Below are 20295 nucleotides of genomic sequence, written 5' to 3'. Positions count from 1 at the left end.
CCCTCACTATAAAGGTGGTAATTTAGCGCTATCGAGCGCTATATTTTCAGGCGCTGGCTGTAACTTTGACTCTGGCGCCGGCGCTCTGCGCGCCTCACAATGACTTTGCCTCACTTTTTGGTGAAATTTAAAAGTTTTTCCATCTAATTGCGGATATTCTGCCAGTTGGTCAGGTAGGTATTCGTGTAATTTAAGCCAATGACGATATACTCGTTCGAGCTGCTTTATCAGATCCCCTCTTTCGTTGTCCTTCTCCTCTACCCTCTGTACAATTTCATTAATATATTTTCCGACAAGTTGCGAGAAATTCACCTCATTAAAAACTAAACCTTGCTCTCGCTTAGTATCTGGTTTTGCCACTTTGGCGATAGTATTGGCTTTGCAAATTGTGAGCTTAATACTACCAAAGCCTTGAGGACGTGCATTTCCCAACTTCAAGGCCAAATGATGATGTGTATTGATTATTAACTTCTTAATGCGTGGATTTTCTATATATGGAACAGCATCATGAATGAGCTGAGGAGAAAGAGCTAATAACAGACCACCTAGTTCAAACTCTGTCATAGCACGAAACTTTACATTAAAACGATAACGCTTACCTTTAGGCGTTACTCCACGACTTAATAAAGCATTTTGCTCACCGAATGATTGATTCGATTTTTCTTTTTTACTTTGCCAAAGCTTATTAAAGCCGTCTTGATGCCAATAGAATTTTCGACCTGCCAAGGTATATGCTTTATCTCTTACCTCTTCTGAAAACTGCAATGTACCATAACTATAAATAGGCCGCTTATAAGATTGAGTGATATAGAATTCGTAAGCGCTGGGTTTGGGTTGGCCACTTATATCAAGAGCAAACCAATGATCTTGCTCGGCTACGGTAGCACTATTATCTAATTGCTCTATTGCATGATTAAAACTTACTTTTCCTGCTTGCTTATCATCTTCATCATTATCACCACTAAAACCGAATATTGCCCTCGAAAGGTTAAGCTCAGTTGGCTTAGCGTCTAACTCAAACTCGAGGGGCTTTAACTGCTTTCTCCTTACGAAATTGCAGCCTTTTTCAGAAAACTGATGCAAGTTCGTAGTACTGCTTAAGTAAAGCCAATGGTAGTAATAGTTATTTCCGAACGACAGTATTGTCCAAGCTTCTTCTATGTTTATATCAACATAAAACAGAAAGCCAGGCTGCCAATGACTTAAGTCTCGAGCGGATTGTATTGATTGAACAACTTTGTCTAAGTCTTTCTCTATATCTAGCCCTGCTTTTTCAAATACAGCTTTGCTAATGTTTGGATTAGCACTACTTAAATGCCCGTTCTCTTTATCGCACAAGTGCTCTGTGGTTGCATTAAACTGTTGAATAATTTCAGGTTTAATAACTAATTCTTTGTAATTCTCACAGTATCGATTAAGCACATAAGCTTTAGATGAGTTATTTGTAGAATAAGATTTACTTGAAAACAGTCGAGCAAAGTAACCGTTTTTATCGGTATTGCTATAGTGAGAAAACTCTTCCATACCAGGTTGTCTAGAGGATTTTATGTTGTTTCTAGTATCTAACAGATCCGTAAGGACTCTTACTTTGAGCCTCCCTTCTGGTTGATTTAAAGTATTTTCTTCTACGACAGCCGCATAAACTTGGCAACGAGTATCACTATTTGACTTAGCTGGCTTTAAATTTGGTCGATAAGAAAACGTACGCTCTTGAACTCTAGCCATGGGCGTCAAACCAATCGCAGCTAAATTAGATGCCACCATCCCTTTTATCGATGAGCCCTGAATAAGCGTAAGTTTCTTGTGATGTAACTCTACTGTTTGAGGACTTATTACCTTTTTCCCTGGAGGGGCACTTCGACCAAACTTTTTATTAATTATTGAAGATAACGGTTCACTTACTTCGGCTTGGAAAGCACCAAAAATAGCTGGCGTTAGGGTCTCTATTTCACAATAGAGCTGGCCAGATAAACTATCATTACCTGGCTTACTGTGATCAATGCGTGGACTACGACTAATATTCGCGTTGAGTAAAGGCGATAAAACAGGAACAAAATGATAAGGAGGTTTTATGGTTTTACTCATTATTTGTGTTCCTTCAATACAAACTCGATTTCTGCGCGTTGGTTTACGCACTCAACAAACTGCAAAGCACTATTACTGAACCATAGGCTGGTTGGTGATTGTTCTTTTAGTTTGATTAAATGATCAAACCTAAGGCTTTTTTGCCATAAGTAAGGTGTTTTACTAACTTTGCTAGAAACGACATCAGCGACGACTTGTTTCATGAGCAATCCTTTGCCAGTTTGTAGTAGATGCAGCGTTTTGTTCTCGCTAAACCAGTAAGCTTCACTAAACTGCCAATCTTGGTTTAACTTTTCGAGCAATTGCCCCTTAGTCTTGTTGTCAAACATAGCAGGACATTTACTTGAATTGGGCTTAGCAATAGGCTCTACCCATAACAACCAGCTTTTTTCTAGTTTATTTAAAGCTTCAGTAAATCCACTTACACCTGAGCTGCATAGCAGTTGAAGCTGTTTACTTATTGCTCCTTCTAGCTGTACATCAGTTGTTTCACACTGCGTTAACTGATTAGTCATGCCCAACCCCTTGTTCATCCTGAAGGCTCACTGTTTGCTCTACCTGCAAACGTAACCACCCACTATCTACCCATTGTTTTCCACCTATAGGAAGAAAACCTTGTTTGGCGTAAGCAAACGCCCCCTCTAACAATGCTTGCTGTTCCATCAATTTAGCTTTGCTTTGATTCTCAAGGTGAATGTGGCAAGTAAACTCACCCTCTACCACGCTACAGCGAACAAATTTTGCACTCTCGAATACACCGGCGGTAAATTCGTCTTCGGCATGGTTATGCATGACAATGCCACTGGCTTTATCGCTACTTAACTGGGCGTCGCCTATATACAGGCCGCTGCTTTGTTCGGTAGAGCCAAATAGCGCTTCGAGCTGTTTTTGTATCTCGCTGTTCTCGCTTGGTTCGCGATACTCACTATTAAGGTTTCGTTGGATCTGGTGGCGTAATACACCACGAATGCTGCTGCCAGGAATAAAGGGCTGGCCTTGTTCGTTGTATACAAAAAAGTTGTCAGGGGTATCTTGAGGGTCGAGAGTATAGCCAGGGGGTACTTGGAAGAAATCTTGCCATTTAGCCTCGGCAGCGCCCAATCGAGGCTCCTCAAGTGAAAGTGGTTGCTCGGCACCATGGCCACCAATAAAAAAGCCATCTAGTCCCCACTCTTCTCCGGTTTCTAAATCTTTATTTGGCCCAGCACTTAAGGTGACTTGGTAACTCACTCGATGCAGGCTTGGCGAGGGGCGGCCGCTTTGGCTTATTTTAGGAATATAATGTTTGCTTGCGTCTTTATATAACTGCTTAAAAACATTCGCAGGGATGTCGCTATTATCAGGCCAGAGGCATACATCTTTAGTACGTAAACGCAGCGCATGTAGTTTTTCGAGCTTGAACCAACCTGTTCCGGCGACGGCCCTGCGACCAATAAACAGGCCATGTTGTTGCCAATGCAATAACACTGCATTGGCTAAGTTCTCGGCCTCACTATTACTATCGGCGAACTGGGTATCAAGCTCTAGCATAAACTGCCAGCTTGTCCCTCTTGGGATAACTTCCATGTCGAACAGTGCGCTGTTTTCGGCTGCCCCTGTTGCATCGTCTATTTTTACGTATTGGCGAAGCAAGGTTTGCGGCTGCTCAACTTGCCCATTTTGACTACCCACAATGTAACTATTAAAGGGTTTCCAATTGGATGGCTGTTTACTTTTATCGCCAAAGTCATCATTGCTGATACTTTTAGGCACTTTGTAACCTAAGGCCTTAGCGGTGGCCACCATAATACCCGCAAGGGTTGTGCCGCGAATGATAAACCGTCCTTGGCCATCTCTAGCACATGGCATATCTACTGAGCTGCTAATGTCGGTGCCGCCGGTACTCATGTCGGAAACTTGCTTTAAGATCCCGCTGTAAATTATTCGGTAAGCTTTATCTTGAGTCATTTTGCTTCCTTGTTAGCTTTTACCCGTTCGGCAGCCAAATCAACCAAAAGGTTAGAAAGAGAAAAGGCATCGGTTAATGTTGATATGTTGCTGAGTTCTTTTTTCCATTGCTTTAGTAATGTTCGATTGCCTTCCATAAACGCCTTTAAGCCCGCGGAAGATTGGCTTTCGTACTTGGCTAACAACTCGTTGATATCTTGCTTTGTAACCTTAGGCGTTTGTTGTCGCTCTAATCGCTTAAGGGCTGAGCCTAGGTTTAGCCATTGGCTTTTAGAACCGCTAATATTCTCTGTAAGTAAGCGGTTTACAATTGCATGATGCTGCTCTCGAATATTTTCTGATTTACTTTGACTATTCTTAGTTTTTAATTGTGGCTTAAGTCCGCCTTGGTACAACCAATATCGCCCCAAACCTTGTTGAGTTCGCTCGCCTACTGCATGCACTTCTTTTGAACAGGCTATGAGTGCGCTCACCAGTTCAGGATGCTCAACTCTAATAACACTGCCAGGAGCCAATACCGTAAGCGCCTTTTTAGGTAGGCCGGTGGCAAAATTAAAACCCGACAACGTACAGGTTTCTGAGCGACTCTCCCATTTACCAGCAAAACTTTCAGATTTAAATTGGTCTTCTAAGCCAAACACTTGAAGTACTAATTCTATTGAGAGCTCTTGTTCTGTTTGCAGATTTTGTTGGTTATAAATCAGCCACTCACTGGCTAGCACAAGGGTTATGCTGTTGGCTTGGGGTTCGAGTAAGCGATAGACTGGCTCTTTGCCTTCACAAACTTGTGTTTCAGTGATCTCGCAGGGGGCCATGCCTCGCCCCAGTAAAAAGGGGGTATTTTGCTGCTTTAGCTGGCTAAACCAGTTGGCTACCTTATTGGCCAGTTCGGGGCAATTAAAACTAAGGCTGGCATTAAAGTGGCTATTTTCTACTAACACTTCTTCACTAAATAATGCGGAATCGTCGTCAAGCTTTTGCTCATACTGGGTACGCACCGCATTACGCATGTGAATGCCCTTACTTTGCTTATGCACAAAACAGGTATTGGCATCGGAAGCATCTTTAAAGTAAAGGTAGCTTGGGGATTTATTACGCTTAAAGCTAGGTACTGCTTCATTTGGCTCAGTTGCTTTGGCGTTTAGGGTGTCTTTTAGCTGCTTGCTTGAGCCCTGTGCCCACCAAGGCAGTTTGCTGTTTGCTAGAGCACAAGCTTTACTTAGTTGCACACTGTGTGGCCAAGGCAGTGAACGGGTTTTGTCTGGCCCGGGATAGGCATTAGTTAAACCAACTTGGTAGTCGATGCCTTGATGTTCAATTAGCGCTTTAAATATGTCCTCTCGCTGACACAAGCGGGCTAAATTGGCTAAAGCCCCTCTTAGCTTACCACTGCTCACATAGTTGTCGGTTTTTATCACATTGCCAGGAACCTGGCTGGCCGGCAAACGCAACGGCTCGAGGTTAGTAAAGTTAAACCGCAAGTAACATGAACCTTGCGCAGCAATATTTAGAGGGGCGTTCTTATTAGCTTGATTTTTAGACTCACTCTCGGTGGCTTTGAGAAGTAAACCTCCAGCCCCTCGATTTCGGCTGGCTCCGATTCGGTCAATGCGCTTAAAAATTAGTTTTATTTTGTCTAGATATTCTTGATGAAGATGATCGGGGCTAAAAAGAGTTACTTTAGCAGTAAATGTACTTCCGGCTTTTACGTACTCTACTGCTCTTAAGGTGTCATCTTTTGGCGCTCGGTTTAGGTCATCGCCATTTTTCCCACGGGCTGAACTGCTCCAAACAATATAGGGCTCATCGGTTTCAGTATTGCTTAGGTCATTGTAATAAAAACTGCCAAATACAAGATTTGTGCCTTCTTGTTCCCCCAACTTACTGTTAAGTAGCTTGTCAAATATGGCTTTGTCTGAGCTGTTCTCATTAATACATAGATTGTATTTATCGGCAGCTTCTTTAAATAGACCTTTAATGTGTTGCCGAGATATAACGGGGTTTCCCTTCGCATCTTTGGCTTGCAGGCTATCGATAAGCTGATGCCCTAAGCCATTACCAGTATGCATATCGTCGAGCAGAGTTAAGTTTAAGTGCAGTGTGGTGATCATTTAGCGCTCTCCTTTACCGCTTCATCGGCTCGCGACAAATTACTAATTTCGAATAACTCGACTAAATCACTGATGCCGCTTATGTAGTGTTCTTCTTCGAGTTGCTGCCATAGTTGAGTTATTTCGCATTCATTTTTTAGATGATTTCTTAATGTTGTAGGTAAACCTTGCCAAATTCGTTCGGCATGCAAGCGGCCTTTGCCAAGCTCTTGCTGCAAGTAACGCAGTTGGCTGCGCGCCACTTGACCTTTTTGTTCGGCATCGGCTTTATTGTTTGCTGATCTTTTTATTTCTTTTACTAAGCCTTCGCTGTGACCTAATAGAGTGTTAAAACGACTTAAGGTATAGGGCTTTTGAGTGAGGTAGAGTGTTTCTGGCTTTTCGGCTTGGTATTTTACAATGGCATTTTTTTGCCGCTCTTCTATTGGGTCGCCCGCCCAGCTTTGAGTCACCACCTGCCAATCGAGCACTGAACATGGCGTGCTATCTTCATAGGCTCTTGCTAGCACCTTAGCGCTACTCGCTAATTCTTCTGCTACATGGTGCAGTCGGTAAAACGGCAGGTTATGTGAGGCAATTACCACACCCACGCCAAGCTGCATAGGCTTCCCATCATCCAGTTTTATCTGACTTAGTTCGTAATCAAGCTTTGTTATGAATGGCAGCGCATCTTTGGCACGACAGGCAAATAGAAGATCGTCTCCCCCCAGCATTAACAGTTGAAATGGTAAGGTTGCCTTAGCATTACTGTTTAAATCCCAATCAAATTGATTTTTGACGGCCTCATGGGTAGCAGTGCGCATAGCTTTGCGTGCAGAGTAAAAGAACTCTTCTGCCTTAGCTTGTTTATCTAGCCATGTATTAGCATTTTGATCTTTTAACCAAGTAGAAAAGCGATTGCCCATGCTGTTACCGTCGGCGACAATTAACGCGAGATAGTCTTTGCCGACAAGTTCGTCTAAATCTTTAGCTTGGCGCTGCGGTTCATTGCCAGTCCATTGCCGCATGAGTATGCTGGCAACATCTGCGGATTGTTCAGTGGGTTCTTTAGATACAAGCTTCCCCTTGGAATCTTTAAATTGCTCCCATATAAAGCTGCTTTTAAGTGAGCTAGCATTAGATTGAAATTGTTTACCTTTGTCTAGATGCTTTAACTGAGCTTCGGCAATGCCTTGCTCACTAAACTGACAAGGTTGAAAAATAGGTAAATTGGGAAACTCATCTGCTGAAAAATCACCTTGCTTTAGGTGTTCATCCTTGCCGCTATCAAGCTGTTCGATAGTACTTAAGGTAAAACTAACCTGTACACCAGGTAATTTCTGTTGAATTAACTGCTCAGCGTCAAACAGAAACTGTTCTGCCAATTTTTGACCAGAGAAAACGGCATAAAAGTGCCCGCCATCTCGGCTTAACACGCCTATTTTCCATAATTCATCAGGTTTATCAGCATAGAATTCGGCTGTGGCCTTATCGAGAGGGTCCTCGTCGAGTTTATTCAGTGAAGGAGGGGATATGGGTTGATAAAAACTATCATTTTGGTTATTAACCAGAGTAACAAGCTCTGCCCTCAATACATTACCAAGTAATGCATTTGCTCCCACCATATGTTTAAAACGAAATGACGAAAACAAAAATGTTTGTATTCGCTTAAATTCAAGCTTAACAACATACATGATAACAATCCTTATTTAAAATAAAAACACGACTCAATATCCTGTTTCATGCAACCCACAGCGAAAACTTGCGTAAGATTAAACCCTATTAATATGCAGCTTCCTATCCCACAAATCAATACGTAAATATTGATCACAAACAATACAATAGATTTTTTAAGAAATAACACAACAATAAATATTTAAAACTTGAAGACAAACTTGTAAGCCATTCCATCACTAAATAGCCAGGTTATTATTTAGCACCTAATAGAAACCTACAAATCACATGAAGGACTCTTCAATGAAATGGAATACAAAAGGTAAAGACTATAAAAACATTAACAGTAAGTTAGGATCCCTTAGCCTATTAGTAATTAGCCTAACACTAACAGCCTGCGGAGGAGGTAGTGAAGGTAGCAACCAAGTACCAGCGACTACCAACATTACGGTATTTGATGGCTTACTATCTAATGCACTACTTTGTATAGATAGCAATAGTAATATGCAGTGTGACAGCAACGAATATAGTTTACGCACTAATGACCAAGGCTTAGCTAAGATCCCCAATGATAACTACGACGACACTAGCCCATTATTAGTGACGGCCATAGCCAATGAAACCACCGACCTAGACCGTGGATTAGTGACTCAAAGTTATCAACTCTCGACCCCTGCTGGTTATAAGATAGTAAACCCTTACACCCATTTAATTCAGCAACTCATTATTGAGGGAGAAGATAGCGTAACCGCTAAACTAGAGATTGCTTCATTGTTAACCAGTTTAAGTAGCGAGGCCTCTGGACAAGATATACACTCAATGATTACCAGCAATTACCTACTACAGTCCGACTTGTTAGCCCAGCAGGTATTGTTAATTGGTGAAATGCTTACCGACCGCTACGCAACTAACAACGACAACGTGGCTACTTTACGCCTATTTACAGAGCAATTATCAACATTTATTAGTGCTTTTGACGCCAGCGAATTAGCTAATTTATCTCCTATTATTGAATTAAACGACGGCCAGTTTAGCTTTTCATATAACCACGCCCCTACAACACAAGGTAGCATTGCTGATCAGCAACTTGAATACTTAGGTGATGAGATAAGTAGCGTCAACTTAAGTGCTTATTTTGACGATGCCGATGGGGATACACTAAGCTACAGCTATAGCCCCGCTATCGCCGGTTTAAGTATCGAAAACGACTACTTACTAGGTACCCCCCAAACCGCAGGCAGCTATACTATAAGCATTTATGCCAGTGACTCTTATAGCCGCTCTGAGGCATTAAGCTTTAATTTAGTTGTTACCGACGAAGTACAAGCTGAACCGGAGGTACCTTCTTTTACTGGTTTTAAGGTAATAGGAACAACTCCGGAGCATAGCTGGGTATTTACTCATGCTGATTCCATCTACTTTGCAGACAGTAACGACGGTTTTTTAGACTTTGTACGTTTTGACAGCGACGGCACTCGTACCAGCTATAGTATTGAGTTTGATGGGAGCCTTGGCAGCTCTATCACTATGTACTTCGGTGATATCAACAATCCCACAAGTATAACTGAACGTCCTCTGCCCGCACCATTTAAGCTAAATGATGACTACTATTTCAGCTACTATGTTAAGTCTGTAGATGATAGTTATGAAGCAAAAATTCTCACTGTTGGATTTTCTGATACAGGTGTTCCACAGCTCAATGTACGTGAATTTAACTACGATTCAGACACTGACGAATTGGCTGATGCTTACCTAATGGCAGCTGTAGATAGTATCGATATAGTGGGTGATTACCAATGTCTAAACATTGTGCATAATAATAAAACCTATAGCCGTGTTGGAGAAACGATCTATGATTCAACAAATAAATCAAACACCTTTACCGTGAGTGAAAATATAAATGACGAGCTTGTGGAAACGCAGCTAAGCATAGTTCTACAAGATGTAGATGGTATGCCGGTAAGAGAATTAGCTAACGATGCAAAGTGCTTTTACCATGAAGAGCTCGATGGGTTGGTTATCGTGTCTCACTATCAAGGTACCAGTGACCAGTATGAACGCTATGATACTGCATTTGTTGTATACGCGTTTATCGATGGTAAAACCAATAAACTCACCACCATTAGCCAAAGTCACGAAAAGTATTTCGGTGTTAGCAACCTAGTAATAACTAAAGCAGCACATGGTGCTTATGTGTTACATAACGGTAAGGCATCTATGGATTTCAATATCAATAAACTAAGTGTAAATCCAATAGACATTCAATACCCCAGCGAAGTAGGCATTATCGTTAAATTTTTAGCTAATCCTAAATATAGTTATCGTACCACTAGCAATAAGTTCTTTGTTATTGACGATGACGACAACATTCTTTTTAGCATATTTAAATAAGCTAAAAAGGCACGAATGAAAAGCCAAGCAAACACTTGGCTTTAGTTATTTGCACTACAAAATACAAGCAATAAAAAAGAAGCCACCCTATATCAAATCTCTTTTAATAACATTCAGATAATAAATCTAACACTTTCTCGAGGCAGTTTGATTCCATACTTCGAAACTTTTTTGTTTGAACCATCCTTTTCTCTGCAAGACAAGATATCAAAATCGTAGTGCTCTGCTACCGTTTTAGGTAAAAAATTAAATAAGTAGGAACTTATTTGGTTCTTCCTATCATGGAAAAAAGTTGCTTTCATTCCATTTTCTAAGCCATTTAATTGAGCAGAACTTAAACCCTCGATTCTCGACGCCGATGCGATTAAACTATGCAAATCCCCTTGATTGTCTTGCAAACCATTAACCTTTAACATTACTTGTAAATAACTAATAGCAAGTATTTGGCAGGGTTTCTCTCTTGCTGGACATTCAAAGCCTTCATTGATATCTAACATGTCTTCTAGCATCATAAGATAAAATACAAAATTAGCTTTAGATAAAGAAATATCAACTCCTGAGCAAACCAACGTTAGCTTGGCTATATCAACTTCCAGCATCACAGGTTGGTTTATCGTGTTAGCAAGCTCAATACAATCAGAAAAAGATGACTCGCCTTGAAGCAAAAGCTTAGGCATTCCATCTCGTTGGCGAATAAAAGGAACGTTGGTAAGACGTACTGATGCTTTTGCTGCATCTATACTTCCGTTTGCAGTAAATATGGGATTTGAGTAAGGTGTCGGGTAGAAAAACTCACTACTTTCGTATTCACTATCAACAAATACATGACATAGGCTATCTTGTTGGCGGGCAAACAATGAAACCGCATAACCTAAATAGAAAGTCATGGTTTTTCTGCCTCCAGCCAAAGAGACACAGAGTGTTGGCTGTTCATCTTCAGTTAAACCTCTCACCAACTCCAGCAAATAATCAGCAACACTGGTAAGCTGCTGACTTGTTTGTGCATCGTCAATCACTTGCTCATATTGATCTTCAATCAGTAGTATATCTTTATCTAACAGCTCTATAGGTTTTAATGAATAGTCTGTGACTAACTGACTCAGCTTGCCTCTTCCACCTTGATGATCTAGCAGGTGGTCAACTACCGCTTGTTTGCCTGCCGGAGTTGTTATAATAATAACTTTAGTAAACTGAATTTTTTTTTGTTGATAGTGCGCATAAATGGTTTCAGTGACAATTTGTGGGCTGAGCCCAACCATAATTAACAAGGTAGCCTCTTTGGGCTTACCTTTATGCTCAACTAATTCTTGTTTCACTATTACCCCTTTGACTCTGTAACTACTCTTACCAGTTGTTTAGACTTTATCCAGCTAAGCAACAAACTGCAAGTAAGTCATTCAGCTTTAAGTTTGGAGAATTTCTATTTGTAGGGCGAGGGAAAGCAGCGGTAACTCCTGAAACAACATGATGCTCAAGCTTTTCAGTAGTTATCAAAAATTCGAATAGCTCTTTTAAGTAACCGCATAAACACTTGAATTAGCCTAATTGACCCCGAGCTTCTATTCGCTTAAGCGGGTGATGTTGGAATACCAATGCCTCACTCACCACTCTGGTTTGGGGGATTTATGAGGGGATCCGTTAGTACCTTACGAGAGAAGTCATGCACTAAAAATACACTCCATTTAACCACTCCGCTTCAGTATCCTTGGATGGAACACCATTTGTTTTCTTTACAATCGTTCTTACAAGAACCAACGGATAAATTTGTTTTTCAATGGATCTCATCTTTTGATTATTAGGGCTGATGTTCACTATAATTTGCTCGAGTTAATCCAGAGGAGATTTGCTCTTTACGCCATGATCCACATCCAACGACGCACTTAAAAAATGGTGCTTCAATTCTATATTGGTAATGAATGCCAAACTCGTAGCTAATGTATAGCCGAATATCTTCAACGATGAGTCGCCCACCATCCTTCTTGATAGCGTGGTCTTCTATGAATACTTTGAGAGTGTCGAGCTGGAGAGCTAGACTTACTAGGACGACTCTTGGAGTGGAGTTTTACTGGATATTATATAGCGGAAGGGAACAGAAAGTAAAAGCATTAATGGATGTTACAAGAAAGGAAATTGGCAGGGGCGGAGAGATTCGAACTCCCAACATTCGGATTTGGAATCCGACGTTCTGCCATTGGAACTACGCCCCTGCAACGGAAACGAATTATACATAAGCCAGTTTAAAGGTAAAGCGTTTATCTCTCGGCTTTGTTTAAGCGAACAAAGAACCAGCAATACAGCTAAAAAATCAACATTCTAGCCACATCAATTCAGCTGATTGCGCCAATATAAGATAAGGTCTGCGAAGCACTTTGCTTAAGCAGCATTAATTAGCATCAACAAACGAGGCTAAACGTTTTGCGCGCTAATCTTTGCCTTTAAAAAATCACTATGACTTAGATAGATCAAGTCGGAGATTTGACGGATCAGTGCTTCTTCAAATGGATCTAAGGTTCCATCCACATAAGCAACCTTCCATAAGGCTTCGGTAAATTGATAACGTAATTGGTAATCGAGCTGCTTCACATGGCGAGTAAAATCGAAAACCGAAATCGCTTGTTGGGCCTGAGTTTGCGCTTGCAACAACAAATTCTCCGCCTCAACCTCGGTCAACTCGAATAAACGCTTCATCTTGGTCAAAATTATCGCGTTTTCACTATTTGTTTGTTGGTTATCACTCTGACTCAGTTGCACTAGCAAAGTAGCGGCCGCTAGTTCGACACTAAGATGTTGCTGTTCTGTTGAGCCAGTTGTGGCCTGAAATAGTTCTTTAAGCGCCTTGAGCATCGCATATCCTAAAAACAAGCAAGGGAGGATTGAGCAGGATAAACCAGCTGATTTTAAAAACCAAATCTACCAGCCGAATCAACATTAAAAATGAAAAAGCCCCGTCGTATGACGGGGCTTTAAAAAGAATGGTGCCGATTGCCGGAGTCGAACTGGCGACCTACTGATTACAAGTCAGTTGCTCTACCAACTGAGCTAAATCGGCACACTGTTGGTACACGTTGATATCTGCTATCAACGGGGCGCTATTAAACGGATTTTCGGTGAGTTTGTCAACGCTGAAAAGCAAAAAAAAGAGCATCAATGATTCAAGTGCTAATTTATTCGCCAATCAAGCTACTTTATCCTCGTGCTTTAACAACTCGGGCTCCAATAATGCCACCGAATCAACCAGCACGGTGGTCTCCAAGCGATCGTCCCAGCGATGTAATTCTAATTGTCCATCCATGGTTTCACACAATAGGGTGCAGTTTTCAATCCAATCGCCATCGTTGGCATAAATCAATCCTTGCTGCTGACTCAACTCTGGGTGATGGATATGGCCACAAACAACAACATCAACCTGCTGACGAAGCCCTTCATTCACGACTGCTCTACGATAGCTAGCAATCGCCTGAGTCGCTTTCGCTATTTTCAACTTGATGTATCCCGCCAAAGACCAATAGGGATAACCCAATAGATGCCGAACTTTTCCAACACTACGATTTAAAAACAACAACAAATCATAGAGGTGATCACCCAATTTGGCATAAAAACGACCAAAACAAACTTCTTCATCAAACTGATCACCATGCAACATCAGTATTCGATGACCGCTAAGGCTGGTATATAGATACTGCTTAGCAACCACGATACTCCCTATATGCATGCCTTGATAGGCCTTGAATAGTTGGTCGTGATTACCAGGAATATAGACCACCTCACAGCCATTCTTATTCAAGTTCATGAGATGTAATAACACTTGATTATGCGATTCAGGCCAATATACCCGGCGTTTTAAAGCCCAAATATCAACGATATCGCCAACCAAAAATACCCGCTTGGCCTTGGTTTGCTGTAGCAATTGCAACAGCATCTCTGCCTTGCAATCTTTACACCCTAAATGAATATCTGATAGCCATAAGCTTTGATAAAGTTGTGTATTCGCCATACATTAGCCCAAACTTTCCCTGTTAAGGCTAATTTAAGAGACCGTCTTGATCAAAAAGTGACAATTTTATTACCAGAGTATGACAACGCTAACAAAGCACGGCTCTGGTTGCATTGCTTGGTGAACTAAACTCAATTAGTCTATTGTTTAGCAATGCGCGTGATAAATCTTCTCGGAGTACCATAACTCGTGACATCCCCTCCACCTAAAAAGCTACTTTCTATCGCTACTATTGGCGGTGGCAGTGGCCACTTTGTTTTGTTGTCAGCCTTAAGAGATAACCAACAACTCGCAATTAGCGCCATCGTATCAATGACCGATAGTGGTGGTAGCACGGGCCGATTACGTGATGAACTCGGTATACTCCCTCCTGGCGATATTCTCAAATGCGTGTTAGCGCTCTCACCCTATCGAGAGCTGGCTCGAAAACTATTGCTAAAACGCTTTACCAAGGGGAAACGACTGACAGGCCATAGCGCAGGAAATATGTTGCTCACCATGCTGTCACAATATAGCGGCTCGTTTTCTGAAGGGATCCAAGGCTTGGCACAAATGCTCGATGTTGAAGGAGAGATACTGCCGGTGACGGTAGACAAATCAACTTTAGTGGCCGAATTGACCAGTGGTGAGCGCGTCTTCGGTGAAAGCGCCATCGATTTACCACGCGGAGACCAGCGAGAAAAAATCGCCAATGTTTTCTTGGTTCCGCACCACGCCGAGCAAGTACGTGTTTACCCACCCGTAATTGAGCGGATCAATAGCGTGAAGGCGATTATCCTCGGCCCTGGTGATCTTTATACCAGTATCATTCCTAATTTATTAGTCCCAGGAGTGAAGCAAGCGATGATGAGTAGTCAAGCAAAACTGATTTACGTCAGTAATATTATGACTAAATTTGGCGAGACAGACGGCTACAATCTGGAACAATTTATCGACGAACTAGAGCACTACCTAGGGCGATCTCTCGACGTGGTGGTGGTAAACCAGCACATCCCAAATCCAAACATGATCGCCAGCTACAATCTAGAGCGCGCTCAAGTCGTAGCGGTTGATAACCTTGAAGCACTTCAGCAACGCTACCAAGTGATTTACACAGATTTAATTGATGACGATAGTACTATTGTCCGCCATGACTCTGAAAAACTCGCGAATGCTCTTAGTCCTTACTTAAGCGATTTACATCTGCAGCAAGACGCCCTTGAGGTACTAGTAGATCCGCAGATCAAGGTGGGAGCCTCCGGCTAGGGCTGAAGCAGGTATCTGCTGAACCAAATCATCTAAGTGGGCAAATATGGGTTTAAGTGAAGGCTCATATTTGTTTTGCCAACGCCACTGAAAACGCTTGTTCCCTTCGGTCCATAACATCATTTTCTGTGGGCGATGCTGCTCGTTATACACCGAGGCTAATTGTTTTGGCACCTGCTGTAATAAACGATAAACCTCAACACAAATGCTTGAGGACAAATGCTGTACCGATTCACGACTACTACGATGGTCAACAAAATTTTCATGTACTGAATAACGATAATGCTCACAATCAAGCGTTAAACGAGTTTCTCCAAACGAACTTTGGGCAATAAAGCTTAACTGGAACTGTGGTACCGCCTTGTTAAATAAAATGACCCCTGCGCTAACGATACCTGCGATCAGCATCATCATCGCCAGCATGATCCAGTTTCTATTATTGCTCAGATTTGGCATATCATGGTTCACCTTGGGTTCTATTGTATTCAAGCTGGTTAACAATTATTTGTTTCCCTGCACATGACGAATGGCAAGTAACTTGTTACATCATTTAAAGGTAGGGGAGAAAGTCGCACTTGCAAAGCTTGTTAATGATAATAAAGATATTAGCGGAAAGGTTAGCGATTTGAATAAAAGGGAATACTCAAATGAAATGAATTACTTAGTTAATTGGCCCAATTTAGGCCTAGAATAATCCCCGTAAAATAAATTTATAAAGAAATTTTATACTGATATTACCACCTCGGCCTTAATTTTTGTTAGAATCGCCGGTCGCCAACAGCCTAGCTAAGTGAACTTATAGAAATGAATGTAAGCCAATATTTTAGTCAGAATAATCAACAATTTGTGTTTAGTCGCCAACAAGCTTGCAACTTTGCAAAAGGTGTTGCAAATGACTTTAACGCAATCCACGACGCTGATTCTTCTCGATTTTGTGTTCCCGGTGACTTACTTTTCTCGGTCATGCTCAGCCAACTTGGGCTAAGCCAAAATATGCAATTTACTTTCGCTGGCATGGTCACCGACGGTGTTCCTTTAAGCATCCTGCAAACCGAGCAACACTGTCAGTTAGTGGATCAAAGCGGTAAGGAATATTTAACAGTAGAGCGCAGTGGTGAAAAAATTAAAGATGATCAGATCATCGGCGACATCATTCAAGACTACGTTCGTTTCTCGGGTCGTAACTTCCCACATATTTTAGTACCTCTGTTAAAAGAACAAGGACTGATGCTCAACCGCAAACGTCCCTTAGTCATATACGAAAACATGAGTTTGCACTTAGACCGCCTCCCTAGTGCTTCTCCGCATTTAGAATTTGCCGGTGGCGAATATATTCCGAATGGCAAGCGTGGTGTAGCGCTATTGAAATTTACCATTTCAGAAAATGGCCAAGCAATAGGGACTGGTCAGAAGCGGATGGTTTTGGGGAGCTTATTACCTTACCAGCAATCTGAAAGTGATCTTTTAATCGCCAACTATGAAGGCTGTCGTCAGGCCTTTCTTGAGCGACAGCAATCAAGTAACAACTCAATTACTTAATGTGGGACAGGGGCAAGGCTGTATGGCTAAACACTTGCTGCAATACGAAGCTTGAACGTACCCCTGTAACTCCTTCGATACGGGTTAACTTCCCCAGTAAAAGTGCCTGATAGTGTTCCATATCAGGCACCACTACTTTTAACTGATAATCAGCGTCTGTGCCTGTCACCAGCACACACTCCATCACTTCTTCATAAGCACTAATAATGTTCTGAAAATTCTCAAAGCGCTCAGGGGTGTGTCGGTCCATAGAAATATGAATATATGCCGTTAAATTCAAATTGAGTTTTTTCTTATTCAGTAGGGTCACGTGCTTGGCGATTAAACCTGCATCTTCCAAAGCTTTAACTCTGCGAGAGCATGGAGAAGGCGATAAACCAATGAGCTCAGCAAGTTCCAAATTGCTGATACGCCCATTTTTTTGCATTAAGTCCAAAATCTTTTTATCTGTCCGATCTAAGCGCATACGCCACCCATTATTGTATGTTAATTCATCCTTAGCACATTTCACCCTAATTACACTAAACCATCAACAGTCATTGCAAAAAAACACTCAATTAAAACAATATTAGCAAGCACTCTCCCGTAAATTTTAAATACACTATTTACAGTGAAAAATACAAGGTAACAGCAATTAGTTTACCCACTGATTGTCGTCATAGCATTTATCCAGTGCAACGACGCCCCTCTTAAGGCATCAATCAAGTGCCCACTAAGAGCCAAAGCAAATACCCTTTGCAAAAGTATCGAAACTGACTAAAGGTGGCCTTGGCCACCTTTTTGTTTATTCTTTTAGCAGTTGTTGTATGGCATTTAGTCGATCGCCATTTATTTCATTTTTTTTACCAAATTCGGTTGACTTAAACCGGTAAAATTCGTTTAATAGCGCCCGTCGCCCGGATAGCTCAGTCGGTAGAGCAGAGGATTGAAAATCCTCGTGTCGGTGGTTCGATTCCGCCTCCGGGCACCACCTTTAAAAGGCCTGCATTGATGCAGGCCTTTTTCGTTTCTAAACAAGCTGATTGCTGCCAGTCTCCCTCACATTAACTTTAAAAGCTGCAATGCTCAGCATTGGCTGGAATTAGCCCAACGGTTTACTTTAAAAGTGCTTCATTGACTCCCCCCGATAAGCTGCTGCTCATTCCACAGCCGAAAGAATATGTTGACTTTTTGTTAACAAAAAGCTCTACTGGTAAGACCTCTTTAACTAGGAGTCATTATGCTTCCCAGTGTCCGCAAAGCCAACACAACCCTTCGCTTATTTGGGATCTTTAAAGTGCCACTCATCTGGTACTGCCGCCCTAAAATTCTAGCGATAGATGAACAGCAAGTCGTTGTTAAAATCCCCTTAAAACGGCGCACTAAAAATCATCTCAATAGCATGTATTTTGGTAGTTTAGCGGTCGGTGCCGATGTTGCGGGAGGCTTCTTGGCTATTGCCAAAGCAGAACAGTATGGCAAACGGGTTTCCTTGGCATTTAAGGCCGTTGAGGCGCAATTTCTTAAACGGCCAGAGGCAGACGTTATTTTCACCTGTCGAGATGGTGCACTGATCGACCAGATGCTTCAACACACCATGAACAGTGGAGAGAGAGTCAATCAAGCGGTCACTATCATCGCCACCTGCCCTTCTATTAGTGGGGATGAGGTTGTGGCACAGTTTTCATTAACCCTATCGCTCAAGGCGCTTGTATAAGCGGTATTTGGCATCATGTGCATGGCAAGCTGGCTGCAATGCCTCGCCAATGCATTTCTCTGGCTATAGAGCGATATTGGGTGGGGGCATGGAATTAACAACCATAGAGCGTGTTCCCCCTCCCCCAATCTGATGAATGATATGAGTAACTAATTGCGCAGAATAAATCTGCCGATAGTCAGGCATGAAGCGCAGTAACTTGTGGCTCCAATTAAAAGATACATAGCGCAGTTAGCCGTGATTTAAGCTGGCAACAATCAACAGATAATGATTGAGTTTGCTATGAATAAACGTTGCTCAATAGCAGTCTGATGCGCTAACGTTCGCCATGCTAAACCCGCTATACCCCGCTCATTTATACCCACAAGCGCCACGCTGCACTTGACTCATGAATCTAGTCGTGATGTTCTGTTTAGCTTATTTTTATGAATATATCGGTCCAGTATCAAATCATCACTGAAATGAAGTGAAGCGATTCATTGCCACCGAAGAAAGAGCTTCGCCGCGAGTACGCAGAATTTGATGCTTGGTCGGCCCCAATCACTGCAACCAAAAGGGTGTATTGCAGGTCAAAATGAGCCGCGAAAGACAGCGCTTCTTAAACTTAAAAATGACCTCATAGCAGAACAAGGAAACAAGGTAATGCCATTCAAAGATTTGTTGTTAGCACTGACCGTTGTTTTAGTCTGGGGCTTAAACTTTGTGGTAATCAAAGTCGCATTGTATGAACTGCCACCGATGCTATTGGCAGGCCTGCGCTTTAGCTTGGTCGCATTTCCCGCAGTCTTTCTAGTGAAACCACCTAAAACGCCGTTCAAATATTTATTGATGTATGGAATGGCGATTTGTTTTGGACAGTTTTTACTATTATTTTTAGCCATTAACTTGGGAATGCCTGCAGGCCTTGCTTCGTTGGTTCTACAAATGCAGGCCTTCTTTACTATTATGCTCGGTGTGTGGCTATTATCGGAAAAATTAAGATGGAATCATATTGTTGGCATCATCACCGCAAGCCTTGGGATGGCCTTACTTGCTGATGCAAGTTTAGGCACTGCAAACTCAAGCGGGATCCCTCTAATTGCTATCGTACTTACGCTCGGAGCCGCACTGTCTTGGGCTTTGGGAAATATTAGCAATAAGCTGATCATGCGCGATGCAAATGTGTCGATGTTATCGTTGGTGATTTGGAGTGCCTTAGTCCCTATTGTGCCTTTTTTCCTTTGTTCTTTTATATTTGAAGCGCCACAGATCAACGCTATTCAACTAACGAAAATTAGTAGCAAAACCATCTTTGCTTTGATCTATCTTGCTTTCATTGCCACGATCGTCGGCTACGCCATTTGGGGAAGACTACTGAGTCAATATGAAACCTGGCGGATCGCCCCTTTAAGCTTATTGGTTCCAGTTGTAGGCATTCTAAGTGCAGCATTATTATTAGGAGAAACACTCAGCACCGGGCAACTCTTAGGCGCGCTCATCATTATCTTCGGCTTGCTGCTAAACATATTTGGCGGCTACATTAAAGGGGTACGACGACTTAGCCCCAAATAAGCCTCAAGCTCAACAAATTCCTCCAGCAGATCCTTCTACAAGCTTGACTTTTTACAGCGATTTAAATTGGTGGCCTTGGATTA

At 42.0% G+C, this 20295-nt stretch carries 15 protein-coding genes and 3 tRNA genes; 6 read left to right on the top strand and 12 right to left on the bottom strand.

Going from position 1 to position 20295, the window contains the following annotated elements; translation table 11 throughout:
* Positions 1 to 6: 6 nt before the first annotated feature.
* The 5 genes from ACRRSY_RS04900 to ACRRSY_RS04880 are packed head-to-tail and all read right to left on the bottom strand — an operon-like array spanning position 7 to position 7816.
* On the bottom strand, positions 7 to 2085 hold the full coding sequence (locus tag ACRRSY_RS04900; protein ID WP_432464448.1) for a TIGR03986 family type III CRISPR-associated RAMP protein: 2079 nt from the start codon (positions 2083 to 2085) through the stop codon (positions 7 to 9).
* Complete coding sequence (locus ACRRSY_RS04895) at positions 2085 to 2600, bottom strand: hypothetical protein (protein WP_432464447.1); 516 nt, start codon at positions 2598 to 2600, stop codon at positions 2085 to 2087. Before ACRRSY_RS04895 ends, ACRRSY_RS04900 begins: the two co-directional genes overlap by 1 nt.
* A complete protein-coding gene (locus ACRRSY_RS04890) occupies positions 2593 to 4032 on the bottom strand; it encodes an RAMP superfamily CRISPR-associated protein (protein ID WP_432464446.1) in 1440 nt (479 codons plus the stop codon). Before ACRRSY_RS04890 ends, ACRRSY_RS04895 begins: the two co-directional genes overlap by 8 nt.
* The gene (locus ACRRSY_RS04885; RefSeq protein ID WP_432464445.1) at positions 4029 to 6143 is read right to left on the bottom strand and encodes an RAMP superfamily CRISPR-associated protein; all 2115 of its coding nucleotides are present in this window, start codon (positions 6141 to 6143) and stop codon (positions 4029 to 4031) included. The genes ACRRSY_RS04890 and ACRRSY_RS04885 overlap by 4 nt, the downstream gene beginning before the upstream one ends.
* On the bottom strand, positions 6140 to 7816 hold the full coding sequence (locus tag ACRRSY_RS04880) for a Cas10/Cmr2 second palm domain-containing protein (protein WP_432464444.1): 1677 nt from the start codon (positions 7814 to 7816) through the stop codon (positions 6140 to 6142). Before ACRRSY_RS04880 ends, ACRRSY_RS04885 begins: the two co-directional genes overlap by 4 nt.
* Positions 7817 to 8099: 283 nt before the next feature.
* Between ACRRSY_RS04880 and ACRRSY_RS04875 the strand changes: the two genes are divergently transcribed.
* Positions 8100 to 10187 carry a putative Ig domain-containing protein gene (locus tag ACRRSY_RS04875; protein WP_432464443.1) on the top strand — a complete coding sequence of 696 codons (2088 nt, stop codon included), beginning with the start codon at positions 8100 to 8102 and terminating at the stop codon, positions 10185 to 10187.
* Between the two features lie 113 nt (positions 10188 to 10300).
* Here the strand turns inward: ACRRSY_RS04875 and csm6 are convergent, their stop codons facing one another.
* The 5 genes from csm6 to ACRRSY_RS04850 all read right to left on the bottom strand — a co-directional run bounded on the left by csm6 (position 10301) and on the right by ACRRSY_RS04850 (position 14181).
* Complete coding sequence (csm6, locus tag ACRRSY_RS04870; protein ID WP_432464442.1) at positions 10301 to 11503, bottom strand: CRISPR-associated ring nuclease Csm6; 1203 nt, start codon at positions 11501 to 11503, stop codon at positions 10301 to 10303.
* 815 nt (positions 11504 to 12318) lie between these two features.
* Positions 12319 to 12394: transfer RNA gene (locus ACRRSY_RS04865), tRNA-Trp, on the bottom strand.
* Between the two features lie 199 nt (positions 12395 to 12593).
* Positions 12594 to 13031: a TerB family tellurite resistance protein gene (locus ACRRSY_RS04860; RefSeq protein WP_432454267.1), complete on the bottom strand. Its 438-nt coding sequence runs from the start codon at positions 13029 to 13031 to the stop codon at positions 12594 to 12596.
* Positions 13032 to 13160: 129 nt separating this feature from the next.
* Positions 13161 to 13236 (bottom strand) — tRNA-Thr (locus ACRRSY_RS04855).
* A 126-nt stretch (positions 13237 to 13362) separates the two neighbouring features.
* Positions 13363 to 14181: a UDP-2,3-diacylglucosamine diphosphatase gene (locus ACRRSY_RS04850; RefSeq protein ID WP_432461058.1), complete on the bottom strand. Its 819-nt coding sequence runs from the start codon at positions 14179 to 14181 to the stop codon at positions 13363 to 13365.
* A gap of 189 nt (positions 14182 to 14370) precedes the next feature.
* Between ACRRSY_RS04850 and ACRRSY_RS04845 the strand changes: the two genes are divergently transcribed.
* Positions 14371 to 15426 (top strand): gluconeogenesis factor YvcK family protein, encoded by a 1056-nt coding sequence (locus ACRRSY_RS04845; protein ID WP_432461057.1) that lies wholly within the window; start codon positions 14371 to 14373, stop codon positions 15424 to 15426.
* Here ACRRSY_RS04845 and ACRRSY_RS04840 read toward each other — a convergent pair.
* Positions 15388 to 15882 carry a hypothetical protein gene (locus ACRRSY_RS04840; protein WP_432461056.1) on the bottom strand — a complete coding sequence of 165 codons (495 nt, stop codon included), beginning with the start codon at positions 15880 to 15882 and terminating at the stop codon, positions 15388 to 15390. The two genes, ACRRSY_RS04845 and ACRRSY_RS04840, sit on opposite strands and share 39 nt — an antisense overlap.
* A 348-nt stretch (positions 15883 to 16230) precedes the next feature.
* Between ACRRSY_RS04840 and ACRRSY_RS04835 the strand changes: the two genes are divergently transcribed.
* Positions 16231 to 16965, top strand: coding sequence for a DUF3581 family protein (locus ACRRSY_RS04835; protein WP_432454271.1), 735 nt, complete (start codon positions 16231 to 16233; stop codon positions 16963 to 16965).
* Here ACRRSY_RS04835 and ACRRSY_RS04830 read toward each other — a convergent pair.
* On the bottom strand, positions 16958 to 17431 hold the full coding sequence (locus ACRRSY_RS04830; RefSeq protein WP_432454272.1) for an Lrp/AsnC family transcriptional regulator: 474 nt from the start codon (positions 17429 to 17431) through the stop codon (positions 16958 to 16960). The genes ACRRSY_RS04835 and ACRRSY_RS04830 overlap by 8 nt on opposite strands.
* A gap of 428 nt (positions 17432 to 17859) precedes the next feature.
* Here ACRRSY_RS04830 and ACRRSY_RS04825 point away from each other — a divergent pair.
* The 3 genes from ACRRSY_RS04825 (at position 17860) to ACRRSY_RS04815 (ending at position 20212) form a co-directional block, all read left to right on the top strand.
* A tRNA-Phe gene (locus tag ACRRSY_RS04825) sits at positions 17860 to 17935 on the top strand.
* Positions 17936 to 18184: 249 nt separating this feature from the next.
* On the top strand, positions 18185 to 18661 hold the full coding sequence (locus tag ACRRSY_RS04820; RefSeq protein ID WP_432454273.1) for a PaaI family thioesterase: 477 nt from the start codon (positions 18185 to 18187) through the stop codon (positions 18659 to 18661).
* 642 nt (positions 18662 to 19303) lie between these two features.
* The gene (locus ACRRSY_RS04815; protein WP_432464441.1) at positions 19304 to 20212 is read left to right on the top strand and encodes an EamA family transporter; all 909 of its coding nucleotides are present in this window, start codon (positions 19304 to 19306) and stop codon (positions 20210 to 20212) included.
* The last annotated feature ends 83 nt before the right edge of the window (positions 20213 to 20295 follow it).

The organism is Agarivorans sp. QJM3NY_33, assembly GCF_050870865.2.
In the GTDB taxonomy this organism is placed as follows: Bacteria; Pseudomonadota; Gammaproteobacteria; order Enterobacterales; family Celerinatantimonadaceae; genus Agarivorans.
This window is presented reverse-complemented; position numbering and strand designations above follow the sequence as displayed.